This window comes from Enterococcus sp. DIV1337a, from assembly GCF_051712285.1.
Classification (GTDB): domain Bacteria; phylum Bacillota; class Bacilli; order Lactobacillales; family Enterococcaceae; genus Enterococcus; species Enterococcus faecalis.
Genome location: NZ_JBIOOP010000001.1, coordinates 1976277 through 2001884, shown reverse-complemented (window position 1 = coordinate 2001884; position 25608 = coordinate 1976277). Strand labels below are relative to the sequence as shown.

Here is a 25608-nt window from a genome sequence, read left to right as displayed (position 1 = left end):
TTTTGACTTATGGCACTCTTTTTAAACCTTAAGGGACTCACTTAAAACCAAAACAAACGTTTTTGTGTGGTGTAAACCATATCAATACTTCGTTTGCCTAAAATTTCGCCATCTGCGTGAACGGCTTGTGGAATCGTCGAAACAATTCGAATTTTGCTTGATTGAAAATGATGAAAATGCTTAGATTTCCCTTGTTTTTGGCGAAGCAATAGGAAAATAAGCCACAAAATTTTAAAAATGTTGATCCGTTCCACGACAACTAAGTCCACGACTGCTTTGCGAGGATTGGCCGTCGGCATAATTGATACACCCCCGCCAAAATAAGGATGATTTGTGACCGTACATAGGAAAGCACGATTAAATGTGTATTGTTTACCATTCATTTCAACTAAAATTGGAAAGCCCTTTTGTTTAAAAAAGACATGAATGATTGAAGAAATATAGGAAAGCGAGCCAAGCTTAAATTTATTTAAGGCTTTTTTTGATGACGATTCGTTGGTTTTTTCCACGATTGCCGCATCTAATCCTAAGCCAACATTATTGGTGGCTAAGCCGATTTCTTCTTGGTTGGCTTCTACATAATGAATCGTTTGAATTTCTTTTGGTCGTCTAGTGCGCAGGATTTGATGCAATGCTTTATCAATATTTCTTGATAATCCCACCCCTCGTGCAAAATCATTTCCAGAGCCACACGGAATGTAGCTTAAAGGAATAGCTGAATCATATGGAAGTAATGAATTAATGACATTATGTAGTGTGCCATCGCCACCTAGCACGACTAGGATTGGAAAAGTTGAAACTTCTATGTCTTCAGACCAAGGAAGTAAAGTTGTTTCTGCAAGTTCCTTCGTCAATTCTTTTTCATGTCCAGCGTAATCAGTGTAAAGAGCCGTATATTTAAGTTCTTGTTGCTTGAGTTGTTGAATCACTTTTCTAGCGACTTTTCGGCCATTGCCGCTACTTGCCTGCTCGTTGATAATAAGATAGTAGTGAATGTTCATTAAGCTCCTCCTTTGAATCGCTATTGTCCATTATACCAGAGGGAGGAACTTCTGCGAATAAAGATTGCTTAAAAAAGTAAAAAATGACTAGAAAAAGGCACGAAATAATGCATGAAAGGTGAAAACTTCAAATAAGTGCAAAGTAAAACAGAGCTTTCGTTGACTATTTTGACTTTCCATATTAGAATGTGAACTGTTGCAATTGTAACCAAGGTTCATCAACCATCCCTTGTAAAAAAACTCGGAGAAAGAAGGAAAAAGTATGCAAAATTCGTTTCAAGCCAATCGAAAGCTAAGAACAGTCTTAGCCAATGGTATCATTATGGGCTTATATATTGTCCTCTCTTTATTGGTTCGGCCAGTTTCTTCTGGTATGATTCAATTTAGAATTTCAGAAAGTTTGAATCACCTAGTCGTTTTCAATCGCAAATTGATGTGGGGTGTTTTAGGCGGCGTTATCTTTTTTAACTTATTTTTTGGTTTTGGTGTAATGGATGCTCTGTTTGGTGGAGCGCAAACATTATTCGCATTGAGCTTAACAGCTTTTTTACAAAAAAAGGTACCAAGTATTCCTGTTAGAATGTGTCTAAATAGTCTATTTTTCACTGTAAGTATGTTTTTTATTGCCTTTATGCTAGTACCAAGTGGCGGTCAAGCATTTTGGACAACTTATGGTTGGTTAGCATTAAGTGAAGCGATTATTATGACGATTTCAGCACCAATCATGTATTTTATCAACAAGTCATTGAAATTTGAAACACGTATTTAATTGAAAAGATGTAGATAGAAATGATTCATCCTTTGAATGGCAGTGAAGAAAAGTGTCGTAGCTATTAGTTAACTAAGTGATAGAATGAACTGTTTCTACCTCGTCTTTTTTACATAAAGAATAAGATCTACATTTTTTCTAAAAATTTTCATGTAAAACTTTACTAGTCTGTTGGAATACACTATGATAGTGTAAGATAAACGGACTATTGGAAAGTCACAGTAGAGGAGTTTGAACATGTACACATTTAAAATCGGTATTCCGGCAGAAGTACACGATACATTTGTTAAAAATCACCCATTATGTAATTTACTCCAGTCATCTTCATGGGCAAAAGTCAAGGATAACTGGGGTTCTGAAATTGTTGGGGTTTATGAAAAGGATACATTAGTCGCATCAAGTTTAGTTTTAATCAAACCATTACCAGCCGGTTTTACGATGTTATATACACCAAGAGGTCCAATAATGGACTATACAAATGAACGTTTGGTCAGCTACTTTATGGCTGAATTGAAAAAATTTGGCAAGAAAAAACGAGCTTTATTTATAAAAATGGATCCAGCGGTTCACTATCAAGATTTCCATTTGGGAGAAGAACATCAACCGCATGCTGAAGCGACATCCATTATTGAGACTTTAAAAAAAGCTGGAGCCAAATATCAAGGACTAACAATGGATATGGGGGCTACCATCCAACCTCGTTTCCAAGCGAATATTTATCGTGAAGATTTTAGTGAGGAACAATTGTCAAAAAGCACCAAGAAAATGATTAAAACAGCCGAAAAAAAGGGGGTCGTTGTGCAGCAAGGGCATGTCGACTTTGTTGATGAATTTGAAAAAGTCATTCAATCAACCATGGAACGCCAACATATTTCTTTACGGAATAGTGATTACTTTAAGAAGCTGTTGAACATTTACCCAGAAGACTCCTTTATTATGCTGGCGCAAGTCAATTTAAAGGAACGTTTAGATAGCACGCAACAACGCTATGATAAAAATCAAAAAGACTTAAGTAATTTGAAAGAAAATCAAGTGAAAAAGCGCCATAATTTAGAAGAATTAGATGCTTCCTTGACTCGGGAACTAAAAGAATTAGAAGAAAATATCGCAGAAGCTGGTGAAATCGTCACGGTTGCTGGCGCCTTGGCTGTGACATTTGGTCCAACAAGTGAAATCCTTTATGCTGGCTTAGATGATCGTTATAAACGCTACATGCCAACTTATGTGACTTGGCGAGATGCTATTCAAGAGTGTTTTAATCGTGGGTGCGAAAGCTGTAATATGGGCGGCTTAGAAGGTAGTTTAAATGATGGCTTAATTAAGTTTAAAGCCAACTTCAACCCAACGATTAATGAATTTATTGGGGAATTTGATTTGCCGGTTAATAAATTATTATTTAAAGCCAGTGAATATGCCTATAAATTACGAAAACAAAAAAATAAATAAAAAACACAAGGACTAAAAATCAAACTCGATTTTTAGTCCTTGTGTTTTTTTCTATAATTTTTGCGTTGCATTCCGTTTCATTAAGCGAAGCAAAACGCTAGCAATTGCTGAAGCAGCTACACCAGCAACAAGAGCTTCTGGCACACCAGAACTGAAAATCGTTGCAATAATCGCTAAGTAAACAGCAGTTCCAGCTTTACCAATAATTTCAGCATAAGCGGAATTAAAAAGAAAATAAATCATGTTCATGACTAAAATGGTATTCGTTGCTGAGCCTAAAACACCAGCCACAAACAAGGAGACAGGTTGCGCTTTTTCCTTCGTTAATTTATTTAGCCATTTGTAGGCGAAATAAGGGACGACTCCAATTAAAATCCGCGGAATGAGCACAATTAAAAGAGCTTTCCAACTACCATGATCGGTACCAATCACAGGAATAAATGGAGAAAAAACAAACGACAAAGGTGTTGGTGCTGTCGTATTTTTAATTAAGCTAATGACCCCAAACGTGCCGCCCAACATACTACCGATTTTTGGTCCTAAAACAATGGAACCAATAATTACAGGAATATGCATCGTGGTCGAATTTAAAGGGCCTAGTGTGATGAATCCTAGCGGGGTTAAAGCCAGTAAAAGTAAGATAGCTAAGAACATTGCTGTTAACGTAAATTTTTTCGTGTTATTCATAAATTACTCCTTGTTATCAGATGCTAAAATTTTCAGCACTGTTTGAATGATATCTTCAACAGTGGCAAGTGCGCCACGACCATAATCGCCACAAGCTAAAAGAGCCTCACGTGGGATTATTTCTTGATAGCCGACTTCTTTTAAAATGCCAATATTGCGTTGGACAATGGGGTTTTGGTACATATACGTATTCATCGCTGGCGCAATAATTTTTGGGGTTTCAGGATAAAGTGCCAAAGCAACTGTTGATAATAAGTCGTCGGCAATCCCATGAGCCAATTTCCCAATTGTATTGGCCGAAGCAGGCGCTACTAAAAATAAATCCGCTTTTTTAGCTAACTCAATGTGATTAATTTTACTGGAGTCAATTTCCATCATAACATCCGTATGCACCGGATTCTTAGAAAGTGATTGTAATGTCAGTGGGGTGATGAACGCCGTGCTGCTTTTAGTCATTAAAATTTCCACATTGTACCCAAGTTTAGTTAGATGACTTGTAATATCTGCTGCTTTATATGCAGAAATGCTGCCAGAGACACCTAATAAAATAGTTTTCATTGTTGTTCTCTCCATTTCTTTTCAACATTTTTAACGATCATTGAACCAATCCCTTGTTTTGAACAAGCTTCTTGGACAATGCCCGTTTCGTTAATTAATAATCCTTCGTGTTCTGTTTCATGAACGTTCATCAAGTCATTGGCTAAGACAAAGTCGCACCGATTTTTAACCAAAGCGGCTTGTGCAACCTGGACAAGTTCTTCTTGTGAAACGTTGACAAGTAATTTAAAGCCCACTAAAACAGTTTGTGGTTGGTTGTCACGAATCATTTGGATGACTTTAGGATTTTTCTTTAGAAAAATTAATAATCGATCCGTATCGGATGAAATTTTTGTTGCTGTTTGAGGAATATCAACAATCTGATTTAATGTGTTTTGAATGATAGTTGCCAAGGCATCTTTGGTCTTTGGCAATGTTTGTTCGCTTAATTGTTGAGCAAAAGAGGCAATAAATTGCTCTTCCGTTTGCGCAGTTTCCGTCGTGAAATCACTGACTGCCATTGCGTGAACAATCGCATCAAATTGCTTTTCAGCGAAGAGTTGTTCTAACGTAGTGGCTAATTCAACCGTTGTTTCTATTTCTTTAATTGATAAGTCCAATTGTTGCGTTGGACGTAATGCATGTTTGGTTGTTACATAGGTTACGGTGTGTCCAGCAGCTAAAAAACTTTCAGCAATTGCTTTTCCTAGTCCGCCAGAAGAATGATTGGTAATTGAACGAACATTATCAATCGGTTCTGACGTTCCGCCAGCAGTAACTAAAACATCCATAATCAAAACGCCTCCTTAAGAAATTCGGACAATAGTCCGTCCAATATGTTGGCCTGCTTGTAATGCTTCAAAAACAGGGGGAAGTTCTTCTAAAGTAATTTCTTGATACACAGCTTTTTCAGTGATGTCTAAATCAGTCGCCAGACGTTGCCAAACTGTTTTTCGTTTGTCCATACCAACATTAACCGAATCAATGCCCAATAAATGAACGCCCCGTAAAATAAAGGGTAAAACGGTTGTCTCTAATGTAATTCCAGCAGCGCGGCCACAAATGGCTGAACGGCCATCATAACGAAGTTGTGGTAAAACAGCAGAAGTAATTTCCCCACCAGTGGTATCAATTGCAAAAGCAAAACGCTGTTTCATTAATGCTTTAACAGGAGTTGCTAAGAAATCTTCTACTAATAAGCATTCACTAACACCTAACTCTTTTAAAAGCTCAAAAGAATCTGGCTTTCTAGTTAATGCAGTGATTGAAGTGTAGCCTAATTGATGCAACATCGCAATAGACAATGTCGCAACACCGCCTGTCGCACCAGTTACAATAATGGGGGCTTCTTTGTCGTCTCGTAAGCCATCGTCTTCTAAAGCTGTGACAGATAATCCTGCCGTAAAGCCAGCAGTTCCGAAAATCATTGCTTCTTTGAGACTCATTTTTTCAGGAAGTGGAACTACCCAATCGCCAGGAACACGCACATATTCAGAATAACCACCAGTATGACTAACCCCTAATTGATAGCCTGTTACGATCACTTTATCGCCTTCTTTGAAACGAGGATCTTCCGATGTGACAACAGTGCCACTGACATCAATTCCTGGAATCATTGGATAATTGCGAATCACACCGCCGTCTTTTTTTGAAGCTAAAGAGTCTTTAAAGTTAACTGAGGAGTAGGCTGCTTTGATTACTACAGTGCCTTCTGATAAATCGTCTAAAGTAATGGTTTCTAGTTGACCAATAACAGATGTACCTTGTTCTCTTAACGTAAATGCTTGAAATGAATTCATATAAAAACTCTCCTTCCAATTATGTAAAAAAGCAACTCGTCTTATTTTATCATATTCTGATTTTTTCGTATCATTTTTCTTCTTATAAACAGTAAGTTATACAGAAAAGAAAGATTGTGTGACAATTAGACTAGAAAAATAAAGAAAAATGGTTGAAATTTTTCAAAAAGTTCGTATACTAAAAAAGGTAAAACTAAACTGTAAGTTTAGTATTACAAAACTTTTGTTGAAAAGATTAGCTGAAAATAGAAACGAGGTGTGCCATGGAAATTGGTGAGAAGTTGAGGAATTTACGCATTCAGAAAAATTTAACGCAAGAAGAATTAGGCGAAAGAACGGATTTATCCAAAGGCTATATTTCCCAATTGGAGCGGGATTTAAGCTCACCATCAATGGAAACATTTTTCTCAATTTTAGAAGTACTAGGCGTGACGCCAGAGCAGTTTTTTAGTCAGCAACCGCTTGAACAGAAAATTGTCTACAATGAAGAAGAAAGTACCCTCTATTATGATGAAGAACATGGCTATGAACTAAAATGGTTAATTCCAGCCTCAAATGAAAAAGAAATGGAACCTGTCATTATTACTTTTGATAAAAATGGCGAATATAAAACGTTTGAACCTTCTCTATCGGAAACATTTATTTATGTGATTGATGGCTCCATTTGTTTGACATTAGGGGAAGCCACGTATATTGCTAAAAAAGGTCAAACCATGTATTACCAAGCAACAGAACCTCACCAAATTAGCAACAATGGTCGAGGAAAAAGTCGTGCGTTAATTGTGGCGACAGAATCGTATTTATAAAGGACGAAATGGAGGAGTTTATCCAGTGAGAAACCATGTGATTTCATTTGAAAATGTTGTCAAACAATTTGACGATGAACCAGTATTAAAAAATGTCAGCTTTGAAATTGAAGAAGGAAAATTTTATACGTTATTAGGACCTTCAGGATGTGGCAAAACAACGATTTTGCGTATTATTGCGGGATTCAATGACGTGACTTCTGGCGATGTTTATTTTGATGGTAAAAGAATAAATGATGTACCTGCCAATAAACGCCAAGTCAATACCGTGTTTCAGGATTATGCTTTGTTTCCTCACATGAATGTTTTTGATAATGTTGCGTTTGGTTTAAAAATCAAAAAACTATCCAAAGCAGAAATTGAAAAAAAAGTGAAAGAGGCATTACGTTTGGTTCAATTACCGGGCTACGAAACACGTGAAATTAGTGAAATGTCTGGGGGCCAGCGTCAGCGGGTCGCAATTGCACGAGCGATTGTCAATGAGCCAAAAGTATTGCTTTTAGATGAGCCGTTATCCGCTTTAGATTTGAAATTACGCACAGCGATGCAATATGAACTACGTGATTTACAACAACGTTTAGGAATTACTTTTATTTTTGTGACCCATGATCAAGAAGAAGCATTAGCGATGAGTGATGAAATTTTTGTCATGAATAAAGGTCATATCGTGCAAAGTGGCACACCAGTCGATATTTATGATGAACCGATTAATCACTTTGTTGCTGACTTTGTAGGGGAAAGTAATATTGTGGATGGCGTGATGCTGGAAGATAATTTAGTTTCATTTGTGGGCAAAAAGTTTGAATGTGTCGATGGCGGCATGCGGAAAAATGAACCTGTAGAAGTCGTTTTACGTCCAGAAGACTTAACGATTACCACGCTTGAAAAAGGCAAGCTAACCGTAACGGTGGACACACAGTTATTCCGCGGCGTTCATTATGAAATTATTTGTTTTGATGAACAAGGAAACGAATGGATGGTGCATTCCACTCGAAAAGCTAAAGAAGGGGCTCAAGTGGGGCTATCTTTTGAGCCAGAAGATATTCACGTGATGCGCTTCAATGAATCAGAGGAAGACTTTGATGCCCGTTTAGAAAGTTACGACGAGTAAACGAAAGGGGAAAATAAAATGAAAACAATGCGTCGAATTTATTCGATTCCCTATGTAATGTGGTTACTTTTATTCGTCATTGCGCCAGTGCTAATGATTATTTATCAATCATTTTTCGATATGAATGGCCAGTTTACTTTGGCGAATTACCAAACGTATTTTACATCAGGAACATATTTAAGTATGACCATTAATTCGGTTTGGTATGCTTTTCTGATTACCATTTTTACGTTATTGGTAAGTTATCCTACGGCTTATTTTTTGACAAAGCTCAAGCATAAACAGTTATGGTTAATGCTCGTTATTTTACCAACGTGGGTGAATTTATTATTAAAAGCTTATGCCTTTATTGGGATTTTCAGTATTCATGGGAGTATCAATCAGTTTATGAGTTTTATGGGTTTGGGCACGCACCAAATTCTGTTTACAGATTTCAGTTTTTTATTTGTCGCAACGTATATTGAAATTCCATTTATGATTATGCCGATTTTTAATGCCTTAGAAGAGATGAATCCTTCATTGATTAGTGCTAGTCGGGACTTAGGAGCTAGCAGTGCGGAAACGTTCCGCCGGGTCATTTTTCCTCTCTCCCTAAACGGTGTGAAAAGTGGTGTTCAAGCTGTCTTTATTCCTTCGCTCTCGCTCTTTATGTTAACGCGTTTAATTGGCGGCAATCGGGTGATTACGTTGGGGACGGCGATTGAGGAACACTTCTTAGTAACGCAAAACTGGGGTATGGGTTCAACAATTGGTGTGATTTTAATTGTTGCCATGTTTATTGTGATGTTGCTGACGGGTGAGAAGAAGAAAGGGCGTGGCAAATAATGCAAAAGAAAAAGTTTAAATGGTCTTATGTGTATTTATTCGTTGTCTTTGCGCTACTGTACGCACCAATCTTTTATTTGATTTTTTATTCGTTTAACGACACGCAAACGATGAATCAGTTTACTGGTTTTACGTTAGATAATTATCGGAACGTTTTTGAAGACACACGTTTGTTAACCATTGTTCTGAATACATTTTTGTTAGCTTTCTTATCGGCTTTAATAGCAACCGTCATTGGAACATTTGGTGCGATGGGGATTTATTATACAAAACGTCGTAAAAACCGGAACACATTGCTTAGCTTTAATAACATTTTACTCGTTTCACCAGATGTTATTATTGGGGCCAGTTTCTTAATTTTCTTCACGGCAGTAGGGTTTATCAGTTTAGGTTTTACAAGTGTGTTATTGTCGCATATTGCCTTTAGTATTCCAATTGTTGTTTTAATGGTTTTACCAAAACTACAAGAGATGAACGACTCCATGGTAGATGCGGCACGGGATTTAGGGGCCAATAATGTTCAAGTGATTAAAAATATCATTTTGCCTTTTTTAGCGCCAGGAATTATTGCTGGCTACTTTATGGCCTTTACTTATTCGTTGGATGATTTTGCCGTAACATTCTTTGTGACAGGCAATGGTTTTTCAACATTATCTGTTGAAATTTATTCACGAGCACGTCAGGGAATTAGTTTAGAAATCAATGCCTTAAGTGCGTTAGTGTTCCTATTCTCAATGATTCTAGTTGTCGGTTATTACTTTATCAGTAAAGACAATACGCCAAAACGTTTAAAGAAAATGCGTCGGGAACAAAGTGAGGTGGCCAAGTTAAAATGAAAAAATTACAGTCACTTTTTATTGGAATTATCGCTATTATTGTCATCTTGTTTTTTGGCGTGCGCCAATTGGAGAAAGCAAGTGGCATGGCAGGAGCAGATACCTTAACCATTTACAATTGGGGGGACTATATAGATCCGGCCTTGATTAAGAAATTTGAAAAAGAAACAGGTTATAAAGTCAATTACGAAACCTTTGATTCTAATGAAGCCATGTATACAAAAATTCAGCAAGGTGGTACAGCCTATGATATTGCCATTCCTTCTGAATATATGATTCAAAAAATGATGAAAGCGAAGATGCTTTTACCACTTGATCACAGCAAATTAAAAGGCTTAGAAAAAATTGATGCACGCTTTTTAGATCAATCCTTTGATCCCAAAAATAAGTTTTCCGTTCCGTACTTCTGGGGCACGTTGGGGATTATTTATAATGATAAATTTATTGACGGCCGTCAGATCCAACATTGGGATGATTTATGGCGCCCGGAATTAAAAAATAATGTCATGCTGATTGATGGCGCTCGCGAAGTGTTAGGATTATCTTTGAATAGTTTAGGCTATTCGTTAAACAGTAAAAACGACCAACAATTACGTCAGGCTACCGATAAGTTAAACCGATTAACGAACAATGTCAAAGCAATTGTTGCCGATGAAATCAAAATGTACATGGCTAATGAAGAAAGTGCAGTTGCTGTAACTTTCTCTGGTGAAGCTGCTGAAATGCTAGAAAATAATGAACATCTACATTATGTGATTCCCAGTGAAGGCTCTAATCTCTGGTTTGATAACATTGTGATGCCTAAGACAGCCAAAAATAAAGATGGGGCCTATGCATTTATGAACTTTATGTTACGACCAGAAAATGCGGCACAAAATGCAGAATATATTGGTTATTCCACACCAAATAAAGAAGCTAAAAAACTATTACCAAAAGAAGTTGCCGAAGATAAACAATTTTATCCAGATGATGAAACTATCAAACATTTAGAAGTTTACCAAGATTTAGGACAAGAATACTTAGGAATTTATAACGATCTATTCTTGGAGTTTAAGATGTATCGGAAATAAAAAAAAGTACCTTCGTAACTTTCGAGCCGCCCCTAAAAGTTAGATTTTTAGTCTAACTTTTAGGGGCGGCTTTTATTCATACAAGCTTCTAATTGAGGCACAAAGAATCCTGTGCTACACTTTGTATAAAGCATAAAAGGAGCAAAGAAAATGAAAAGGAAAACAATCCGAATACTACTAATCAGTAGCGGGCTTATTTTGATCCTGCTGGTTGGCTACCGTTTGTATCTAGAATATCAAACAGATATTCAATTATTTTTGAATCCTAAAGCTAGTAAGACACAATTATTAGAGCGAATTCGTTCACATGGTTTTTCAGCAGCGCTATTGTTAGTTTTTTTGACCGCAATCATGTGTGCAGTACCAGGGCTTCCAACCTCAGTAATTGGTGTGATTGCAGGATTGAGTTTTGGTCCCTTTAGCGGCACACTCATTAATGTTTTAGGGAATAGTATGGGAAATTTAGTTGCGATCTTTTTGATGCATCATATAAAATTTTTAGATAAAAAAACGGAGACAAATCATTGGGTCCAGGCCATTCGGCGGATGAAGCATCCAAAAATGGGGATTATGGTGGGCTACATGATTCCAATTATTCCTTCTTCGGTGATTAATTTTGCTGCGGATACTATGCAGTTGCCATTAAAAAATTTAATAGCCGCTATATTGATTGGCGTGATCCCTTCCTCAATACTTTACGCATGTGGAGGCGAAGCGCTATTTCATGGATATAATAAAACGGCAGTATTGTTAATTGTGAGTGTTCTTTTGTTCGTTGGCTTGGTGGTCATTATTGAGAAAGATAGAAAAAAATTTCAAAAAACTGTTCTTTAAGAACAGTTTTTTGTGCATTTGAACAATAAATCCTGTTAAATTTACAATTTTAAAAAGAAAGGACTTTGATAGAATGAAAGCGTAAACAATTTAAGGAGTTGATTTTGAATGCCAGATATTACAATATCTTGGGTTGCTGCAATTTTAGGATTAGTTGTAGCGATAGTATTAATTTTGAAAAAATTTAATCCTGTGTATTCCTTGTTTTTTGGTGCAATTGTTGGTTGTCTTATTGGAGGCGCTTCCCTGTCAGATACAGTCGCTGTTCTATTAAACGGAACACAAAGTATTATGGGAACCGCAATCCGTGTCTTAGCAGCCGGCATGTTGGCGGGTGTGATGATGGAATCCGGTGCGGCAGAATCAATTGCCAACGCCATTGTACAAAAGCTGGGCGAGAAAAAAGCTATTTTATCTTTGGCATTATCCACAATGGTAATTACAGCAGTGGGCGTATTCATTCCTGTTGCAGTGTTAATCGTTGCCCCGATTGCTCTATCCGTTGGGAAAAGTACGGGTATCAGTAAGTTATCATTATTGATTGCTTTATCAGGTGGCGGCAAAGCGGGCAATATTATTTCGCCTAATCCAAATACTATTGCAGCGGCGAACGGCTTTGATTTACCTCTAAGTGACGTTATGATTGCTGGCTTTATTCCAGCCGTCTTTGGTTTAATTACAGCTGTTGTTCTTGCAAATATCATGAGAAGCAAAGGATCAATGGTCAAAGAGACGGATCTTGTGGAGGAACAAACAAAAGAATTATTACCTTTGAAAAAGGCGTTAATCGCGCCAGTGTTAGCGATTGTCTTATTATTACTTAATCCGATTGGTGCCGTTTTAAATATTTCTTTCATCAAAAGTTTGAATATTGATGCTCTGTATATTTTGCCGTTCGCCTCAGTTGTTGGGACAATTGCGATTGGGCAAACAAAACAACTGGCCTTTTATGCATCTTCTGGCTTGAAGAGAGTAACCGATACCGTTTTAATTTTAATTGGTGCAGGTGCAATTGCTGGATTAATTTCTGTTTCTGATTTATCAACACAAATTGTCCACTTAATTTCTGTTATGGGAATTTCTGGAACCTTCTTGGCACCGATTTCTGGTATTTTAATGGGCTTAGCAGTTGGTTCAACATCCACAGCGGTTATTTTAGCGACAGGTTCTTTTGGACCAGCGATTTTAGATATGGGCACATCTTCACTTTCAGCAGCAGTCATGGTGCATACTGGGGCAACTGTGATTGATAGTGTTCCTCAAGGCAATTATTTCCATATTACGGCACAAAGTATGAATATGACGATTAAAGAAAGAATTCGAGTGATTCCTTATGAAATGTGTGTCGGTGGGGTAATGACGATTATTGCAACCATTTTATATGGCTTTATTTTAAACTAGTTGGAAAGTAGGCGCGAAAAGATGACGAAAAAATTTGTTTTGGCTCCAGACTCATTTAAAGAAAGTATGAGTGCAAAAGAAGCCTGTCTGGCAATGGAAAAAGGGATTTTAGCTGTATTTAAAGATGCAGACATTCAACATGTCCCGATGGCAGATGGCGGGGAAGGAACGGTGGATTCCTTAGTGGATGCAACAGGAGGCATAAGAGTACCAGTGCGTGTGGCAGGACCGCTTCCTGATCAAATCGTTGAAACCTATTACGGCTTATTAGGTGACCAAGAAACGGTGGTCATTGAAATGGCGAAAGCCAACGGAATTGAATTGGTCAAAGCAGCAGAACGTAATCCCTTGATCACTTCTACTTATGGTACAGGAGAAATGATTCAACATGCGCTCAATCATGGGGCAAAAAAAATCATTATCGGTATTGGTGGTAGCGTGACAAATGATGGGGGTGCAGGTATGATTCAGGCACTTGGTGCGCGTTTGTTAGACAAGGAAGGGCAAGAATTGACACGTGGCGGTGGTGCATTAGATAAACTGGCGCAGATCGATTTAACAGAGTTTGATCAACGTATTTTTGCTACCGAAGTTCTAGTAGCAAGTGATGTGAATAACCCACTAACAGGGCCAACAGGGGCGTCTCATGTCTTTGGTCCGCAAAAAGGTGCGACAGAAGAAATGGTGGCTCAATTAGATAAAAACTTAGCCCATTATGCAGCGATTATCAAAAAAGAGGTCGGCATTGATGTTGAGATGATGCCAGGCGCAGGAGCTGCTGGTGGTTTGGGTGCAGGGTTACTAGCATTCACGAAAGCTCAGTTACGCCCAGGGATTGATATTGTCGTAGAAGTGAATCAATTAGAAGAAAAAATAAAAGCCGCTGATTATGTCTTTACTGGTGAAGGTGGGATGGATTTTCAAACAAAATTCGGCAAAGCCCCTTATGGCGTCTCACGTTTGGCCAAGAAGTATCAAAAACCGGTTTTCGCTTGTGCTGGCTATATCGGCAAAGATGTGGATGTCCTTTATGAAGAAGGGATGACGGCTATTTTTGGAATTTTGGCCAAAGCCGAACCATTGGAAGCAGCATTGAAAAATGGACCAGTTAACTTAGAAAGAACCGTTGAAAATATTGCTCGTACATTACAGCTGGTGCCTTGTGACTAAGAACTAACCATGGTATCATCAGTAATGAAAGCTGAAATAAAGATGTTCAGTCGTTGATCTGAAGAATTAAGCGTTTGGGACATAAGTCATTGCGGCTTATGTCCCAAACGCTACTCGCTTTTTAGAAAGTTGGCGATAGCAATGTTAAAATTAGACAAAATCCAAGCAAATAAAATTGTTGAAAAGTTGATGGCAGATATTCCTTATAACATCAATATTATGGATGAACGAGGAAAAATTATTGCAAGTGGAGATCCTGCTCGAATTGGGGAGCGCCATCGTGGGGCAGAAAGAGCCATCAACGAACGAAAAAACATTGAAATTTATAAAGATACTTCTTTAGAGAAAAAAGGCACCAATGAACCGATTATTTTGAATAATCACATTTTAGGTGTCGTAGGCATTTCAGGGGAACCAGACGAGGTGCGCAAATTTACCAAGCTTGTGCGTTCGATTGTTCTTTTACTGACAGAAGAGTTAAATACACAACAAGAACGCGAAAAAAAGAAAAAACAAAAAAATCAGTTTATCCAGCACTTAATGCATGTTGATTCTACTTACTCAGAAGCCTTAAAACTTGAAGCATTGGAATTATATAACCTTCAATTAGATGACCAAAATCATTGTGTACTAACCAAAGATAAGCGCTTATTATCCAGTTATTATCCTAACCATGAAATATTTGAATGGGAGAATTGTTATCTGGTGATTACTTCTGAACCACCTCAGATAACAAAGTCAGTAACAGAATATCTTGTAATAAGTTCGGAAAAAGACACGATTCAACAAATGGTCCAAGAGGCACAAAACACGTATTTACTTCTATCGTTTCTCCAATTAGAAAAGGCCAAGCTTTACCAAGCAGAAGATTTTTTCATTCAAGGAATTTTTAATTTTCCTTTTCATATTGAATTGGATTTTTTTGAAACCATCCAGACGTTTTATGATGAATACTATGAAACCGTTATTTTTTTCGCCAATCATAACTTAAACATCAATGAAACCTCACAAGGATTACATATCCATCGAAATACATTGAATTACCGTTTGAAACGAATTCATGAATTGACGGGGATGGATCCAAAAGTTTGGCAAGATTTTTGGAAATTGTTCTATTATTTTGCCTATTGCTTTAAAGAACGTTTTGAAAAGTAGTGAGGCGCAGGAATGCTTGTTTGTTAAGCAAGTGTCAGCATATTTTTCGCCAGAATCAAAGATATCTTTTATAATAATTGTAAGGAATTAAATGATTTAGTTACGAAATGAGGAGTGGAGCCAGTGAAAAAAGCAGTTTTAATTGTTAACCCCAGTTCTGGTGGTGAAAAAGCCAAAGAATTTGAAACGTTAGCAGAAGAAAAATTAAAGCAGTTATTTGATGAAGTTGTAGTGAAACAAACAGAAAAAGGCGGCGATGCAGAACAATTTGCCCGTGAAGCTGCAGAAAGTCACTTCGACAGTGTTTTCGTAATGGGGGGAGATGGAACCGTTAATGAAGGAATTAGCGGGTTGGCAGAGCAAGCTTACCGTCCAAAATTTGGCTTTTTCCCTTTAGGAACGGTGAACGATTTAGCGCGAGCTTTGAATTTACCGATGGATCCTGAAGAAGCGATTCAACAATTAAATTTAGAAAAAACCAGTGCTTTAGATGTGGGGAAAATCAATGACGACTACTTTATGAATGTCGTTGCGATTGGGACGATTCCAGAGTCAATTAACGACGTGGATGTTGAACAAAAAACGAAGTTAGGAAAACTTGCTTATTTTATTTCAGGTGCCAAACATTTGGCGAATGCTCAAACGTATCCCTTTCATTTAAGATTGGATCAAAAAGAGCAAACTATTGAAAGTAGTACCGTTTTAGTTGGCTTAACGAATTCAATCGGTGGGTTTGAAACATTATTACCAGAGGCCCAAGTGGATGATGGCAAACTTCATTTGGTTTATTTAAAAGATCAATCATTATGGGATGCAGTAAAAGCAGTTCCAGATCTGTTAAAAGGAGTCGACCAGTCCACCGATAATTTAGCTTATCTAACGTTTAAAGAAGGGACAATCTCCTTAGAAAACCAAGAAGAATTAACCACTAATGTAGATGGTGATGAAGGAGCTGCTCTGCCAATTACGCTGGAAATTTTGCCTAAACACTTGACAGTGTATTGCGGTGAAGAACAAACAAAATAGCTGATTTTTTGAAAAAGCTAGAACATTTCTATTTGTTTAAAAAACAGATAAGTTCTAGCTTTTCAAATCATCTAAACGAGAATTAACCAGGGGCTATGTTATACTTTGTTTCTACATATTGATAGATAAAGGAGTTTATTAGATGAGAAGAAAAAAACATAAAAACAAAAAGAAACAAGAACTTTTTGAAGAGCTTGAAAAACAAGAATTAGCAGAACAAGAAACTAAGCAATTGAATGAAGAAATCGAAGATCCAGAATTTCGTTCTTTTTTTCAAGATGTCTTGAAAAAATTTCCACAAAAAACATCTACGGCCATAATGAATGCTTTCGCCACTTCTAAAGGTAAAGCAGAACAATTAGTAACGAATAGTCAAACACAATTCGACAAAGTATTTGATGAATTTTTGGCTGGTGTTTCACCTGACGTGAAAAAGAAAAGTCATCAAACGATTCATTTTGCTGCATTGTCAGCAGCAATTATTGGGTTTTCACCAATTCCATTTTCGGATGCTTTTTTACTGGTACCTGTTCAATTAACTATGATGTCACGGCTGCATAAAATTTTTGGTCAATCTTGGTCTGAAAGCTTAGGTAAAAGTTTAACCAAAGAATTAGTAGTAGTTAGTTTAGGTAAGAGCGCAGTCGGAAATATTCTAAAAGTGATTCCTGTTGTCGGAACGGTGACTGGTGGCATGGTTAATGCTTCAGTTGCGGTAGCAATTACGGAAGCGCTTGGCTGGGTTACCGTCAAAATGTTAAATGATGGTGTCGATATCTTTGATGATGTGATGTCTTTCAAAGGACAATTTTCAACATTATTTAAAGCCATCCAAAATGCTAAAAAGAAATAATCACTGTATCGATTAACTAGGGTGATACACATTTAAACTTTTTTAAGTAATTCGTAGCAAATTTCCAAGGTTTTCGTCACAAATTATTCACAGGTTCTCGTTAATATATAAGCATACCAACAAAACACCCAACATAAACACTTTTCATTTTTACTCCTCAAGTAAAAATAACTCCTTTCCACTCAGTCTACCCAACTGAGTGGTTTTTTTACGAAAAAAGAGGCCGTTGAACAATTTGTTCAACGGCCTCTTTTAATAAATGGGGAAGTCATTTATCCAGAATTACTTTTTCCATTCTGCCACTTGGTCTTTATGTGAATCAACCCAATCGCGTGCAGCTTCTTGTGGGTCTTTGCCTTCGTTAATTTCTAACATGACTGATTCCATATCCTTAGTTGTCCAATGGAAATTATTTAACACTTTGTAAGCTTCTGGTTGATCTTCTTTTAGGCCTTGGCGAGCCATTGTGTGAATCGCTTCTTCGCCGCCCATAGTGCCTTTTGGATCAGTTAAATATTTTAAATCATATTTTGCAAACATCCAGTGAGGAGACCAGCCAGTAATAACGATATCTTCGTTGTTTTTAATTGCTTGTCCTAAGGCAACAGTCATGGCACCTGATGAAGAAGTTTCAACAGACCAATCTTTCAAATTAGGATAAGCTTCTTTAGTGTTCTCTGCTGCTGCAACAACACCAGCACCAGGTTCAATTCCAGTAATCTTTTTCCCAGCTTGATCAGATAAATCTTCGATAGAATCAACATCCATATAAGAAGGGACGACAATTCCTAGCTTCGCACCTTTAAGGTTTTCACCGAGGTCGTCTAATTTATCTTTATATTGTTTATATTGCTCTGCGTGAGTTCCTGGCAGCCACGCACCAACCATGGCATCTGTTTCACCTTTAGCTACAGATTCCCACATAATTGCGTTATCTAAAGGAGTCGTTTTAACATCATACCCCATATCTTTTAAGACTTCGGCAACCACATGTGTGGAGGCTACTTCGGTATCCCATTCCACATAAGAAAGGGAAATTTGCTTATCATTTGTTGTTGTAAAAATTGAAGCACCAACTAAGCCAGCGACAACTACAACAACCGCTGCAATAATCCCGTATTTTTTCTTTTTAGAGGTGGCACCAGCTGCTTTAGGGGCTGCTTTTTTATTATTTAAATGTTGAGTAAAACGGTCAATGATAATCGCTAAAATAACTAAAGCCACACCATTTACGAAACCGTTCCCGACTTGTGCACGTTGTAAAGCGGAAAGGACGCCACGTCCTAATCCAGGCGCACCAATCATTGAAGCAATAACTACCATTGATAGAGCTAGCATTGTGGTTTGGTTAACACCAGCCATAATCGTGTTTTTGGCTAAAGGTAATTCTAATTTGAATAATTTTTGCCAGCCAGTACTACCGTAAGAATCAGCTGCTTCAACAAGTTCATTTGGTACTTGGCGAATTCCTAAATTCGTAAAGCGCACGGTTGGTGGTAAAGCGAAGATAACAGAGGCGAAGACCCCAGGAACCATACCAATTCCGAAGAATGCAACGGCTGGAATCAAGTAAACGAAACCAGGCATTGTTTGCATGAAGTCCAAAATCGGTGTAATGATACTCTTGGCTTTTTCGCTTTTCGCCATTAAAATCCCTAGCGGCACACCAATGATAATGGAAATAACACTAGAAAGTAAAACTAACGTAACGGTACTCATTAAATCGTTCCATAAGTTTTGATTATAGATAAACATTAAGCCGATAAACGTGAATAAACTTAAGCCAATTTTTTTATTAGAAATAAAGAAAGCAGCAATCGTTAAGAGCACGATCAGCACAAGTGGCGGTACGGCTGTTAGTAATGCAGTAATGTTGTCCATTACACTTTGACCAATAGCTTGTAATACGCTGAATAATCCAGCAAATGTTGAAGTTAACCAATCAGTAAAACTTTCAACCCAAGACGCGACAGGTAATTGATACTTATTCATGTTCGTTCACCTCTGTTTCTGCAAGTGCTTCAAGTACGCTACCACGGATGACCACGCCTAATAGTTTGCCGTTATCAGTCACGGCAAGAGGCGTTTGTGCATCATAAATCAGTGGGAAAATATCATTTACCAACATATCTTTATCGATTGTTTGGATTTCTGGATCCACACATTCTACAAGAGAAGTCCCGTTTTTACGCGCTTCTAAAGCTTTTTCTGCGCGTACCACACCTTTTAGTTGGCGTTTTTTATCCACGGCTAGTAACATACTCACTTCTTCTTGACGCATCCGTTTTAAAGCAACAGTTGGGCCATCAATTTCAATGTTAGTAGTTAATGCAGGTACCATAATATTTTGGGCAGTTAAGACTTTTGAACGATCCACATCTTCCACGAAGGTCCGTACATATTCGTTGGCTGGGTTAGTTAAAATTTCTTCCCCAGTCCCGATTTGCATAATTTGACCATCTTTCATCAAGGCGATTCGGTCCCCAATTCGTAGGGCTTCATTCAAATCATGTGTGATAAAGATAATGGTTTTTTTGACATTTTCTTGTAAATCTAATAGTTCATCTTGCATTTCACGCCGAATTAACGGATCAAGAGCAGAGAACGCTTCGTCCATTAATAAAATTTCTGGATCATTAGCCAAGGCACGAGCAAGGCCGACACGTTGTTGCATCCCACCAGATAGTTGACTAGGTAATTGGTCTTTAAAAGCAATTAAGCTAGAATTTTCTAAGGCTTTTTCAGCTTTTGCTTGGCGTTCTTCTTTAGGAACGCCACGGATTTCTAAACCGTATTCCGTATTTTCTAAGATAGTTCGATGGGGGAAAAGACCAAAGTTTTGGAAAACCATGCTCATTTTATTTCGACGTACTTCACGTAATCCTTCTTTATCTAAAGAAGAAATATCCTGTCCATCAATATAAATATTTCCTGAAGTTGGTTCAATCAAACGATTTAATAAACGAATTAATGTCGATTTCCCACTTCCTGATAACCCCATAATAACGAAAATTTCGCCTTCTTCAACTTCGAAATTTACATCATAAACACCGACTGTGGCACCGGTTTTTTCTAAAATTTCTGTTTTGCTTTTGTTGGCACGAATCATTTCAAGTGCCGGTTTGGTTTTCTTACCAAAGATCTTGGTAAGGTGATTTACTTTTACTTTTGGCAAATCATTGTTCCTCCTCAATAAAAAAGTGACTACACCAGACTACTATAAAGTTGTCACTTTGTCAAATTAGATGAAAATCTTTCTGAAAACGAAGAAAAACAGTGCTTTAACTAGGTTTTATAAAGGTTTTTTATGAAAAATAGAAAAAATAAATAAAAAAAGTGACTATTTATCGCAAGATAAGTAGTCACTTTTTTGTTTAAGGATAAAAGAAATTTTGGACACGTTGTAAGGTTGATTCGTCATGTCCAACAAAATAAAGCGTGTCGTTCAACGAAATCTTTGCATATGGACCAGGTGAGACCAGAAGCTCTTCTTTGTGTTTGATAGCGATGATGGTTGCCGAGGTATTTTGCCAAAAATTCATTTCGCTAATCGTTGCCTCAAGATAAGCAGCTTCTTCTGTTAAAACTAATGAATAGGGATTCATTGGATTGAAAGAATCAAAACGCTTTGTTTGTTCAACAAGAGTATCTAGAATGCTAGAAAAATGAGTAAGTTCTTCTTTTTGTTTGGCTACGCTATCTAGCAATTCTTCTTTAATTTCAGCAATCGTTTGAACGTCTTGATATTGTGTTACAAAGTCCTGCGCTTTTTCTTTTGATGCTACATAGAAGCCACTGCCGTGTTTGGCTTTAACGATTTCTAAATCGACTAAAACGATAATGGCTTTGCGGGCTGTTTCTGGCGACACCTGGTATTGGTTAGCCAGGGTAGAACGGGCATGGATTTTATCTCCAACATGTAATTTGCCCTCTGCAATTTTTTCCGCAACATCAACGGCGATTTGTTGATATTTGGGCTTCGTTAAACTAATTTTTTTGGAAGCCATAGTGAATCCCTCCGTTAATTGTTATTTTCCATTTCTTCTAATTCTAAACTGAAATTTTCCCATTGCTCAAGTAGTTCATCTTGTTGCTGACGAGCTTCATCTAATTGTTGGTTTAAGGCCAGCAATTCAACATGATTTTCTAGAATGTCTGGTTGACTCATTTGTGCTTCTAATTGTGCAATTGTCGTATCTAACTGAGCAAGATTTTCTTCGACTTGTGTTATTTTTCTTTGCAAAGTACGGAGTAATTTTTGTTGCTCCTTGTTTTGATAAAAGGTATTTTTGGCTGTGACTGGTTCGGGTTTTTTCACCGCTTCTTGATTAGCTAGGAGAGCAGCGATTTCTTCTTCCTCTTGTTTCTTTTCTAAATAATAATCATAGTCGCCTAAATAAAGTTTGCTACCTTTTTCAGAAAGTTCAACAACTTTTGTTGCAATTCGATTGATAAAGTAACGGTCATGGGAAACGAAGAGGATGGTTCCTTCATAATCAATCAGCGCATTTTCTAAAACTTCTTTATTATCGATATCCAAGTGGTTGGTTGGCTCATCGAGAATCAAGAAATTGTCACGATCCATCGCTAACTTTGCTAATGCCACCCGTGCTTTTTCGCCACCGCTTAATAAAGGAATCGTTTTTTCAACATCATCTCCACTGAAGAGAAAGCCGCCTAAAACACTACGAATCTCTTTTTCAGGTGTGGTTGGGTGTTCATCCCATAATTCCGCTAAGACTGTTTTGTTGCCATGTAAATTCGCTTGCTCTTGGTCATAGTAACCTACAGAAACATTGGTGCCAAAAGTTTTACTTCCTTTAATGAAAGGAATGCGGTCAATAATTGATTTCAAGAGAGTGGATTTACCAATTCCGTTCGGCCCGACTAAGGCAATGGCTTCTTTGCGACGAATATCCAAGTGAATAGGTTCGGATAAAATATGGTCTTGGTCGTAGCCAATAGCGGCATCTTCGACTTGTAAAACAACATTTCCCGAGACTTTTTCACTATCGAAAAGAAAATGCGCCGATTTTTCATCTCCTTGAGGTCGGTCTAAACGATCCATTTTTTCTAATACTTTTCGGCGACTTTGCGCACGTTTCGTTGTAGATGCACGAACCAGATTTTTGGCAACGAAATCTTCTAACTTATTGATTTCTTCTTGTTGCTTTTCATACGCTTTCCATTCACTAGCTAATTGTTCTGCTTTTAACTCTAAGTATTTGGAATAGTTTCCTTTGTAGTGAGTCATTTTTTTGCGGCTCAGTTCATAAACTTCATTAACTACCTTATCTAAAAAATAACGATCGTGGGAAACAATCAATAGGGCGCCGGCATAACTTGGCAAATAAGATTCCAGCCAAGAAAGCGTCTCGATATCTAAGTGGTTTGTAGGCTCGTCCAGAATTAAAATGTCTGGTTTTTGTAAAAGCATTCTCGCTAAGGCAAGCCGGGTTTTTTGACCACCAGATAAAGTTTGAATATCTTTTGTGTAAAACGATTCATCAAAGCCGAAGCCGTGAAGGACTGAGCGAATTTCATTTTCATAGCCATAGCCATTTTTTTCGGAAAACGTATGTTGCAATTGATCGTACTCTTTTAAAATTCCTTCATAAACGGAAGTGGTTGGATCCATTTCACTAATTTTGGTTTCTAATTCTCGCATACGCTGTTCCATTTCTAGGATGTCAGCAAAGGCTTTTGTCATTTCTTCCCAAACGGTTTTATCTGATTCCAAGCCAGTATTTTGAGCTAAATAACCTAACGTAGCGGTTTTATTTTTGGCAATGGTTCCGCTATCGGGAGCATCAATGCCTGCAATGATTTTTAAAAAAGTCGATTTTCCAGCACCGTTACGACCAACTAAGGCAATCCGACTTTTGGTTGCAATTTCTAAATGTATGTTTTCAAACAATGTTTCCGAGCCAAAATGCCGGGCAACTTGATTTGCTTGTAATAAAATCATCAGTAGTCCTCATTTCTAAATTCATTGCCCTTAGTGTAGCATAAAATCTGTTAAAATAGCACGTATCAAAAAATGCTTTGTGAAGGTTTATACCTTTTATCACAAACTTTTGAAGAAAAATGCTATTTTTGAGCCATAGAATTGCTTTTTATTGTGAAAAACTGCTATTATGTTAATGGATAAGATTTAAGTGAAAGTATTGGAGGTCCAATTGTGAAAGATCAAGTTATTCCAAAAGCAACGGCGCGACGCCTTCCTTTATATTATCGCTACTTAAGAATGTTACATGATACAGGAAAAAATAAAGTCTCATCAACTGAATTAAGTGAAGCGGTACAAGTAGACAGTGCGACTATTCGTCGTGACTTTTCATATTTTGGTGAATTAGGTAAACGTGGGTACGGCTATGATGTTGAAAACTTAATGAACTTTTTTGCAAAAACATTGAATGAAGATGAGTTAACCAATGTCGCATTAATCGGGGTTGGTAATTTAGGAAGTGCTTTATTAAAGTACAAATTCCATCAAAGCAACAGTATTCGTATAAGTTGCGCATTTGATGTGAATGAAGATATTGTGGGACGCATTGTTGACGGTATTCCGGTTTATCCAATGGAAGATATGATGGAACAAATCCGTGTTCAACAAATCGAAGTAGCTATTTTAACTATTCCAGCTCGCAAAGCGCAAGAAGTTGTGAACAAACTTGCCGAAGCAGGGGTTAAAGGAATTCTAAACTTTACGGCTGCGCGTTTAGTAGCGCCACCTGAAGTATTAATTCAAAATGTTGACTTAACCAACGAATTACAAACATTAATTTATTTCTTACATCATGACAACGAATTGATTGACGAAGAAGAATAAGCAAAAGAAAAGGGCCTAGTCGTTTAGACGAAGGCCCTTTTCTTATTGAATTGCACCATTATGCAAAAGTAGTTGAACAATAATCACAATCGTATTCATGCCGCAATGGGCAATAATTGAGGTCCAAATTTTTCCAGTTTGCTTGTACAAAAGAGCAAAGAAAAATCCCATAAAGAAATAAACAAAAAAGTGACCATCGGCATGTGCGAGTGAAAAAATCGCCGAACTAACAGTAGCCGCAATCCAGAAATTTGTAAAAGGCTGGATTAAATGGATAAATGCATAACGAAAGACGAATTCTTCCATAATCGGACCACCAATAGTAGTTGCCAAAATAAATAAAGGGTTTGCCAAAATCACCGCTACAATGGCTTGTGTATTTTGAGAAGTAGCTTGTTCTCCTGTGATGGCTACTTCAATGGCAAAAGTAATTCCTTGTATCAGCATAGCAATGAAAATACCACTAACACCTAATAAAAAAATAAAAATAGGTGATTTCAAGGTTGCTGTTTCCTCTAAAGGAGAAGGTTCTGTTGTTTTTAAAAAGATGCCAATCATTACAAGGGCGCCAATAATGTAGAGAGCAGTTGTCACATTAATCGCTGCATTAGGGGAAATACCAGAAAAAAGTAACGGCCCGAAAAAAGCGATAATATATGTGACTAAAATAAATAAACTTGATTTTCTTAAGGTCATGGTTAATCCTTTCTATAATTATTTTTTACGATTATTGCGATATCCTAATAAAAGAAAAACGAATAAGAAAAAGAAAAGAGATTCCCAAAGTGTCGAAACAATCCCTTCTGTGACACTGAAAACAAGATTTCCTAAATTCGCTATCACAAAATAAACGAATGTTGCTATTAGTGCTGTAAGTAAACGTTGTTTCATTTTATTCGCCTCCAATCGTAGTCAATTTATTTTACCATGAATTAAAGAATTGGAAAAACATTCCATGAAAAAAGAATACTTAAAAAATGCGTATCTTATAATTGACAAGAAAAAGAGAGAAAATACTTGCATTTTTAGAGTGAAATGAGTATTATAAGTAGTGTGAGTTAGCACTCTTGTGTATCGAGTGCTAAAATAAGCGAAAACTTTTATTTGGAGGGATTTATTGTGTTAAAACCATTAGGCGATCGCGTCGTAATTAGAGTCGCGAAAGAAGAAGAAAAAACTGTTGGAGGAATTGTTCTTGCATCCGTTGCAAAAGAAAAACCACAAACAGGTGAAGTTATCGCAGTAGGTGAAGGTCGTGTGCTTGAAAATGGCACAAAAGTTCCGATGGAAGTAAAAATTGGTGACACAGTAATGTTTGAAAAATATTCAGGAACAGAAGTGAAATACGAAGGCGTAGAATACTTAATTGTATCAGCCAAAGACATTATTGCTACTGTTGAATAATAAACAACTTTTACAGAATAATATAATAGAAGAAAAAAATTATGAG

The 25608-nt window shown here is 37.2% G+C and carries 26 protein-coding genes; 15 read left to right on the top strand and 11 right to left on the bottom strand.

What is annotated here, in order from left to right:
* Positions 1–41: 41 nt before the first annotated feature.
* A complete protein-coding gene (locus IGL49_RS09455) occupies positions 42–1001 on the bottom strand; it encodes a diacylglycerol/lipid kinase family protein (RefSeq protein WP_104854885.1) in 960 nt (319 codons plus the stop codon).
* 262 nt (positions 1002–1263) lie between these two features.
* On the opposite strand from IGL49_RS09455, the gene IGL49_RS09450 reads away from it, so the two are divergent.
* Positions 1264–1770, top strand: coding sequence for a QueT transporter family protein (locus IGL49_RS09450; RefSeq protein WP_002356499.1), 507 nt, complete (start codon positions 1264–1266; stop codon positions 1768–1770).
* A 237-nt stretch (positions 1771–2007) separates the two neighbouring features.
* Positions 2008–3216: an aminoacyltransferase gene (locus tag IGL49_RS09445; RefSeq protein ID WP_104854884.1), complete on the top strand. Its 1209-nt coding sequence runs from the start codon at positions 2008–2010 to the stop codon at positions 3214–3216.
* A 51-nt stretch (positions 3217–3267) separates the two neighbouring features.
* Here the strand turns inward: IGL49_RS09445 and IGL49_RS09440 are convergent, their stop codons facing one another.
* The 4 genes from IGL49_RS09440 to IGL49_RS09425 are packed head-to-tail and all read right to left on the bottom strand — an operon-like array spanning position 3268 to position 6239.
* Positions 3268–3903, bottom strand: coding sequence for an ECF transporter S component (locus IGL49_RS09440; RefSeq protein ID WP_104854898.1), 636 nt, complete (start codon positions 3901–3903; stop codon positions 3268–3270).
* 3 nt (positions 3904–3906) lie between these two features.
* Complete coding sequence (gene coaC, locus IGL49_RS09435) at positions 3907–4461, bottom strand: phosphopantothenoylcysteine decarboxylase (protein WP_104854899.1); 555 nt, start codon at positions 4459–4461, stop codon at positions 3907–3909.
* Positions 4458–5231, bottom strand: a complete 774-nt coding sequence (gene coaB, locus IGL49_RS09430; protein ID WP_104854900.1) for a phosphopantothenate--cysteine ligase — start codon at positions 5229–5231, stop codon at positions 4458–4460. Before coaB ends, coaC begins: the two co-directional genes overlap by 4 nt.
* A gap of 15 nt (positions 5232–5246) precedes the next feature.
* Positions 5247–6239, bottom strand: coding sequence for a YhdH/YhfP family quinone oxidoreductase (locus tag IGL49_RS09425; RefSeq protein ID WP_104854901.1), 993 nt, complete (start codon positions 6237–6239; stop codon positions 5247–5249).
* 263 nt (positions 6240–6502) lie between these two features.
* Between IGL49_RS09425 and IGL49_RS09420 the strand changes: the two genes are divergently transcribed.
* From IGL49_RS09420 to IGL49_RS09370, 11 genes are all read left to right on the top strand, one after another.
* The gene (locus IGL49_RS09420; protein ID WP_002359576.1) at positions 6503–7045 is read left to right on the top strand and encodes a helix-turn-helix domain-containing protein; all 543 of its coding nucleotides are present in this window, start codon (positions 6503–6505) and stop codon (positions 7043–7045) included.
* 25 nt (positions 7046–7070) lie between these two features.
* The gene (locus tag IGL49_RS09415) at positions 7071–8156 is read left to right on the top strand and encodes an ABC transporter ATP-binding protein (RefSeq protein WP_002356508.1); all 1086 of its coding nucleotides are present in this window, start codon (positions 7071–7073) and stop codon (positions 8154–8156) included.
* Between the two features lie 18 nt (positions 8157–8174).
* Entirely contained in the window at positions 8175–8981 is an 807-nt protein-coding gene (locus IGL49_RS09410) for an ABC transporter permease (protein WP_002356510.1), read from the top strand.
* Entirely contained in the window at positions 8981–9817 is an 837-nt protein-coding gene (locus IGL49_RS09405) for an ABC transporter permease (RefSeq protein ID WP_104854902.1), read from the top strand. The genes IGL49_RS09410 and IGL49_RS09405 overlap by 1 nt, the downstream gene beginning before the upstream one ends.
* Complete coding sequence (locus IGL49_RS09400; protein ID WP_104854903.1) at positions 9814–10887, top strand: ABC transporter substrate-binding protein; 1074 nt, start codon at positions 9814–9816, stop codon at positions 10885–10887. Before IGL49_RS09405 ends, IGL49_RS09400 begins: the two co-directional genes overlap by 4 nt.
* 150 nt (positions 10888–11037) lie before the next feature.
* Positions 11038–11721: a TVP38/TMEM64 family protein gene (locus IGL49_RS09395; RefSeq protein ID WP_104854904.1), complete on the top strand. Its 684-nt coding sequence runs from the start codon at positions 11038–11040 to the stop codon at positions 11719–11721.
* Positions 11722–11829: 108 nt separating this feature from the next.
* The gene (locus IGL49_RS09390; protein WP_104854905.1) at positions 11830–13122 is read left to right on the top strand and encodes a GntP family permease; all 1293 of its coding nucleotides are present in this window, start codon (positions 11830–11832) and stop codon (positions 13120–13122) included.
* Positions 13123–13143: 21 nt separating this feature from the next.
* Positions 13144–14292 (top strand): glycerate kinase, encoded by a 1149-nt coding sequence (locus IGL49_RS09385; RefSeq protein WP_104854906.1) that lies wholly within the window; start codon positions 13144–13146, stop codon positions 14290–14292.
* 141 nt (positions 14293–14433) lie between these two features.
* A complete protein-coding gene (locus tag IGL49_RS09380; RefSeq protein WP_104854907.1) occupies positions 14434–15447 on the top strand; it encodes a CdaR family transcriptional regulator in 1014 nt (337 codons plus the stop codon).
* A gap of 123 nt (positions 15448–15570) precedes the next feature.
* Complete coding sequence (locus tag IGL49_RS09375; protein WP_104854908.1) at positions 15571–16473, top strand: diacylglycerol/lipid kinase family protein; 903 nt, start codon at positions 15571–15573, stop codon at positions 16471–16473.
* Positions 16474–16615: 142 nt separating this feature from the next.
* Entirely contained in the window at positions 16616–17326 is a 711-nt protein-coding gene (locus IGL49_RS09370; RefSeq protein WP_104854909.1) for a YcjF family protein, read from the top strand.
* 282 nt (positions 17327–17608) lie between these two features.
* Here the strand turns inward: IGL49_RS09370 and IGL49_RS09365 are convergent, their stop codons facing one another.
* The 4 genes from IGL49_RS09365 to IGL49_RS09350 all read right to left on the bottom strand — a co-directional run bounded on the left by IGL49_RS09365 (position 17609) and on the right by IGL49_RS09350 (position 23294).
* Positions 17609–19318, bottom strand: a complete 1710-nt coding sequence (locus IGL49_RS09365; RefSeq protein ID WP_104854910.1) for an ABC transporter permease/substrate binding protein — start codon at positions 19316–19318, stop codon at positions 17609–17611.
* Positions 19311–20501, bottom strand: a complete 1191-nt coding sequence (locus IGL49_RS09360) for a quaternary amine ABC transporter ATP-binding protein (RefSeq protein ID WP_002388977.1) — start codon at positions 20499–20501, stop codon at positions 19311–19313. The genes IGL49_RS09365 and IGL49_RS09360 overlap by 8 nt, the downstream gene beginning before the upstream one ends.
* 199 nt (positions 20502–20700) lie before the next feature.
* Complete coding sequence (locus tag IGL49_RS09355) at positions 20701–21333, bottom strand: GntR family transcriptional regulator (RefSeq protein ID WP_002356525.1); 633 nt, start codon at positions 21331–21333, stop codon at positions 20701–20703.
* A 14-nt stretch (positions 21334–21347) separates the two neighbouring features.
* Positions 21348–23294, bottom strand: a complete 1947-nt coding sequence (locus tag IGL49_RS09350; protein ID WP_104854911.1) for an ABC-F family ATP-binding cassette domain-containing protein — start codon at positions 23292–23294, stop codon at positions 21348–21350.
* A 213-nt stretch (positions 23295–23507) separates the two neighbouring features.
* Between IGL49_RS09350 and IGL49_RS09345 the strand changes: the two genes are divergently transcribed.
* Positions 23508–24158, top strand: coding sequence for a redox-sensing transcriptional repressor Rex (locus tag IGL49_RS09345; protein WP_104854912.1), 651 nt, complete (start codon positions 23508–23510; stop codon positions 24156–24158).
* Positions 24159–24200: 42 nt separating this feature from the next.
* Here IGL49_RS09345 and IGL49_RS09340 read toward each other — a convergent pair whose 3' ends face one another.
* Both IGL49_RS09340 and IGL49_RS09335 read right to left on the bottom strand, forming a co-directional pair.
* The gene (locus tag IGL49_RS09340; protein WP_104854913.1) at positions 24201–24854 is read right to left on the bottom strand and encodes a CPBP family intramembrane glutamic endopeptidase; all 654 of its coding nucleotides are present in this window, start codon (positions 24852–24854) and stop codon (positions 24201–24203) included.
* Between the two features lie 18 nt (positions 24855–24872).
* On the bottom strand, positions 24873–25049 hold the full coding sequence (locus tag IGL49_RS09335) for a hypothetical protein (protein ID WP_002356530.1): 177 nt from the start codon (positions 25047–25049) through the stop codon (positions 24873–24875).
* Between the two features lie 228 nt (positions 25050–25277).
* On the opposite strand from IGL49_RS09335, the gene groES reads away from it, so the two are divergent.
* A complete protein-coding gene (groES, locus tag IGL49_RS09330) occupies positions 25278–25562 on the top strand; it encodes a co-chaperone GroES (RefSeq protein ID WP_002356531.1) in 285 nt (94 codons plus the stop codon).
* The last annotated feature ends 46 nt before the right edge of the window (positions 25563–25608 follow it).

What these genes read in the sequence shown, in the direction of transcription:
- IGL49_RS09455 (WP_104854885.1), bottom strand. Translation starts at nt 1,001, where the DNA reads ATGAACATTCACTACTATCTTATTATCAACGAGCAGGCAAGTAGCGGC.
- IGL49_RS09450 (WP_002356499.1), top strand. Translation starts at nt 1,264, where the DNA reads ATGCAAAATTCGTTTCAAGCCAATCGAAAGCTAAGAACAGTCTTAGCC.
- IGL49_RS09445 (WP_104854884.1), top strand. Translation starts at nt 2,008, where the DNA reads ATGTACACATTTAAAATCGGTATTCCGGCAGAAGTACACGATACATTT.
- IGL49_RS09440 (WP_104854898.1), bottom strand. Translation starts at nt 3,903, where the DNA reads ATGAATAACACGAAAAAATTTACGTTAACAGCAATGTTCTTAGCTATC.
- coaC (WP_104854899.1), bottom strand. Translation starts at nt 4,461, where the DNA reads ATGAAAACTATTTTATTAGGTGTCTCTGGCAGCATTTCTGCATATAAA.
- coaB (WP_104854900.1), bottom strand. Translation starts at nt 5,231, where the DNA reads ATGGATGTTTTAGTTACTGCTGGCGGAACGTCAGAACCGATTGATAAT.
- IGL49_RS09425 (WP_104854901.1), bottom strand. Translation starts at nt 6,239, where the DNA reads ATGAATTCATTTCAAGCATTTACGTTAAGAGAACAAGGTACATCTGTT.
- IGL49_RS09420 (WP_002359576.1), top strand. Translation starts at nt 6,503, where the DNA reads ATGGAAATTGGTGAGAAGTTGAGGAATTTACGCATTCAGAAAAATTTA.
- IGL49_RS09410 (WP_002356510.1), top strand. Translation starts at nt 8,175, where the DNA reads ATGAAAACAATGCGTCGAATTTATTCGATTCCCTATGTAATGTGGTTA.
- IGL49_RS09405 (WP_104854902.1), top strand. Translation starts at nt 8,981, where the DNA reads ATGCAAAAGAAAAAGTTTAAATGGTCTTATGTGTATTTATTCGTTGTC.
- IGL49_RS09400 (WP_104854903.1), top strand. Translation starts at nt 9,814, where the DNA reads ATGAAAAAATTACAGTCACTTTTTATTGGAATTATCGCTATTATTGTC.
- IGL49_RS09395 (WP_104854904.1), top strand. Translation starts at nt 11,038, where the DNA reads ATGAAAAGGAAAACAATCCGAATACTACTAATCAGTAGCGGGCTTATT.
- IGL49_RS09390 (WP_104854905.1), top strand. Translation starts at nt 11,830, where the DNA reads ATGCCAGATATTACAATATCTTGGGTTGCTGCAATTTTAGGATTAGTT.
- IGL49_RS09385 (WP_104854906.1), top strand. Translation starts at nt 13,144, where the DNA reads ATGACGAAAAAATTTGTTTTGGCTCCAGACTCATTTAAAGAAAGTATG.
- IGL49_RS09380 (WP_104854907.1), top strand. Translation starts at nt 14,434, where the DNA reads ATGTTAAAATTAGACAAAATCCAAGCAAATAAAATTGTTGAAAAGTTG.
- IGL49_RS09370 (WP_104854909.1), top strand. Translation starts at nt 16,616, where the DNA reads ATGAGAAGAAAAAAACATAAAAACAAAAAGAAACAAGAACTTTTTGAA.
- IGL49_RS09365 (WP_104854910.1), bottom strand. Translation starts at nt 19,318, where the DNA reads ATGAATAAGTATCAATTACCTGTCGCGTCTTGGGTTGAAAGTTTTACT.
- IGL49_RS09355 (WP_002356525.1), bottom strand. Translation starts at nt 21,333, where the DNA reads ATGGCTTCCAAAAAAATTAGTTTAACGAAGCCCAAATATCAACAAATC.
- IGL49_RS09350 (WP_104854911.1), bottom strand. Translation starts at nt 23,294, where the DNA reads ATGATTTTATTACAAGCAAATCAAGTTGCCCGGCATTTTGGCTCGGAA.
- IGL49_RS09340 (WP_104854913.1), bottom strand. Translation starts at nt 24,854, where the DNA reads ATGACCTTAAGAAAATCAAGTTTATTTATTTTAGTCACATATATTATC.
- IGL49_RS09335 (WP_002356530.1), bottom strand. Translation starts at nt 25,049, where the DNA reads ATGAAACAACGTTTACTTACAGCACTAATAGCAACATTCGTTTATTTT.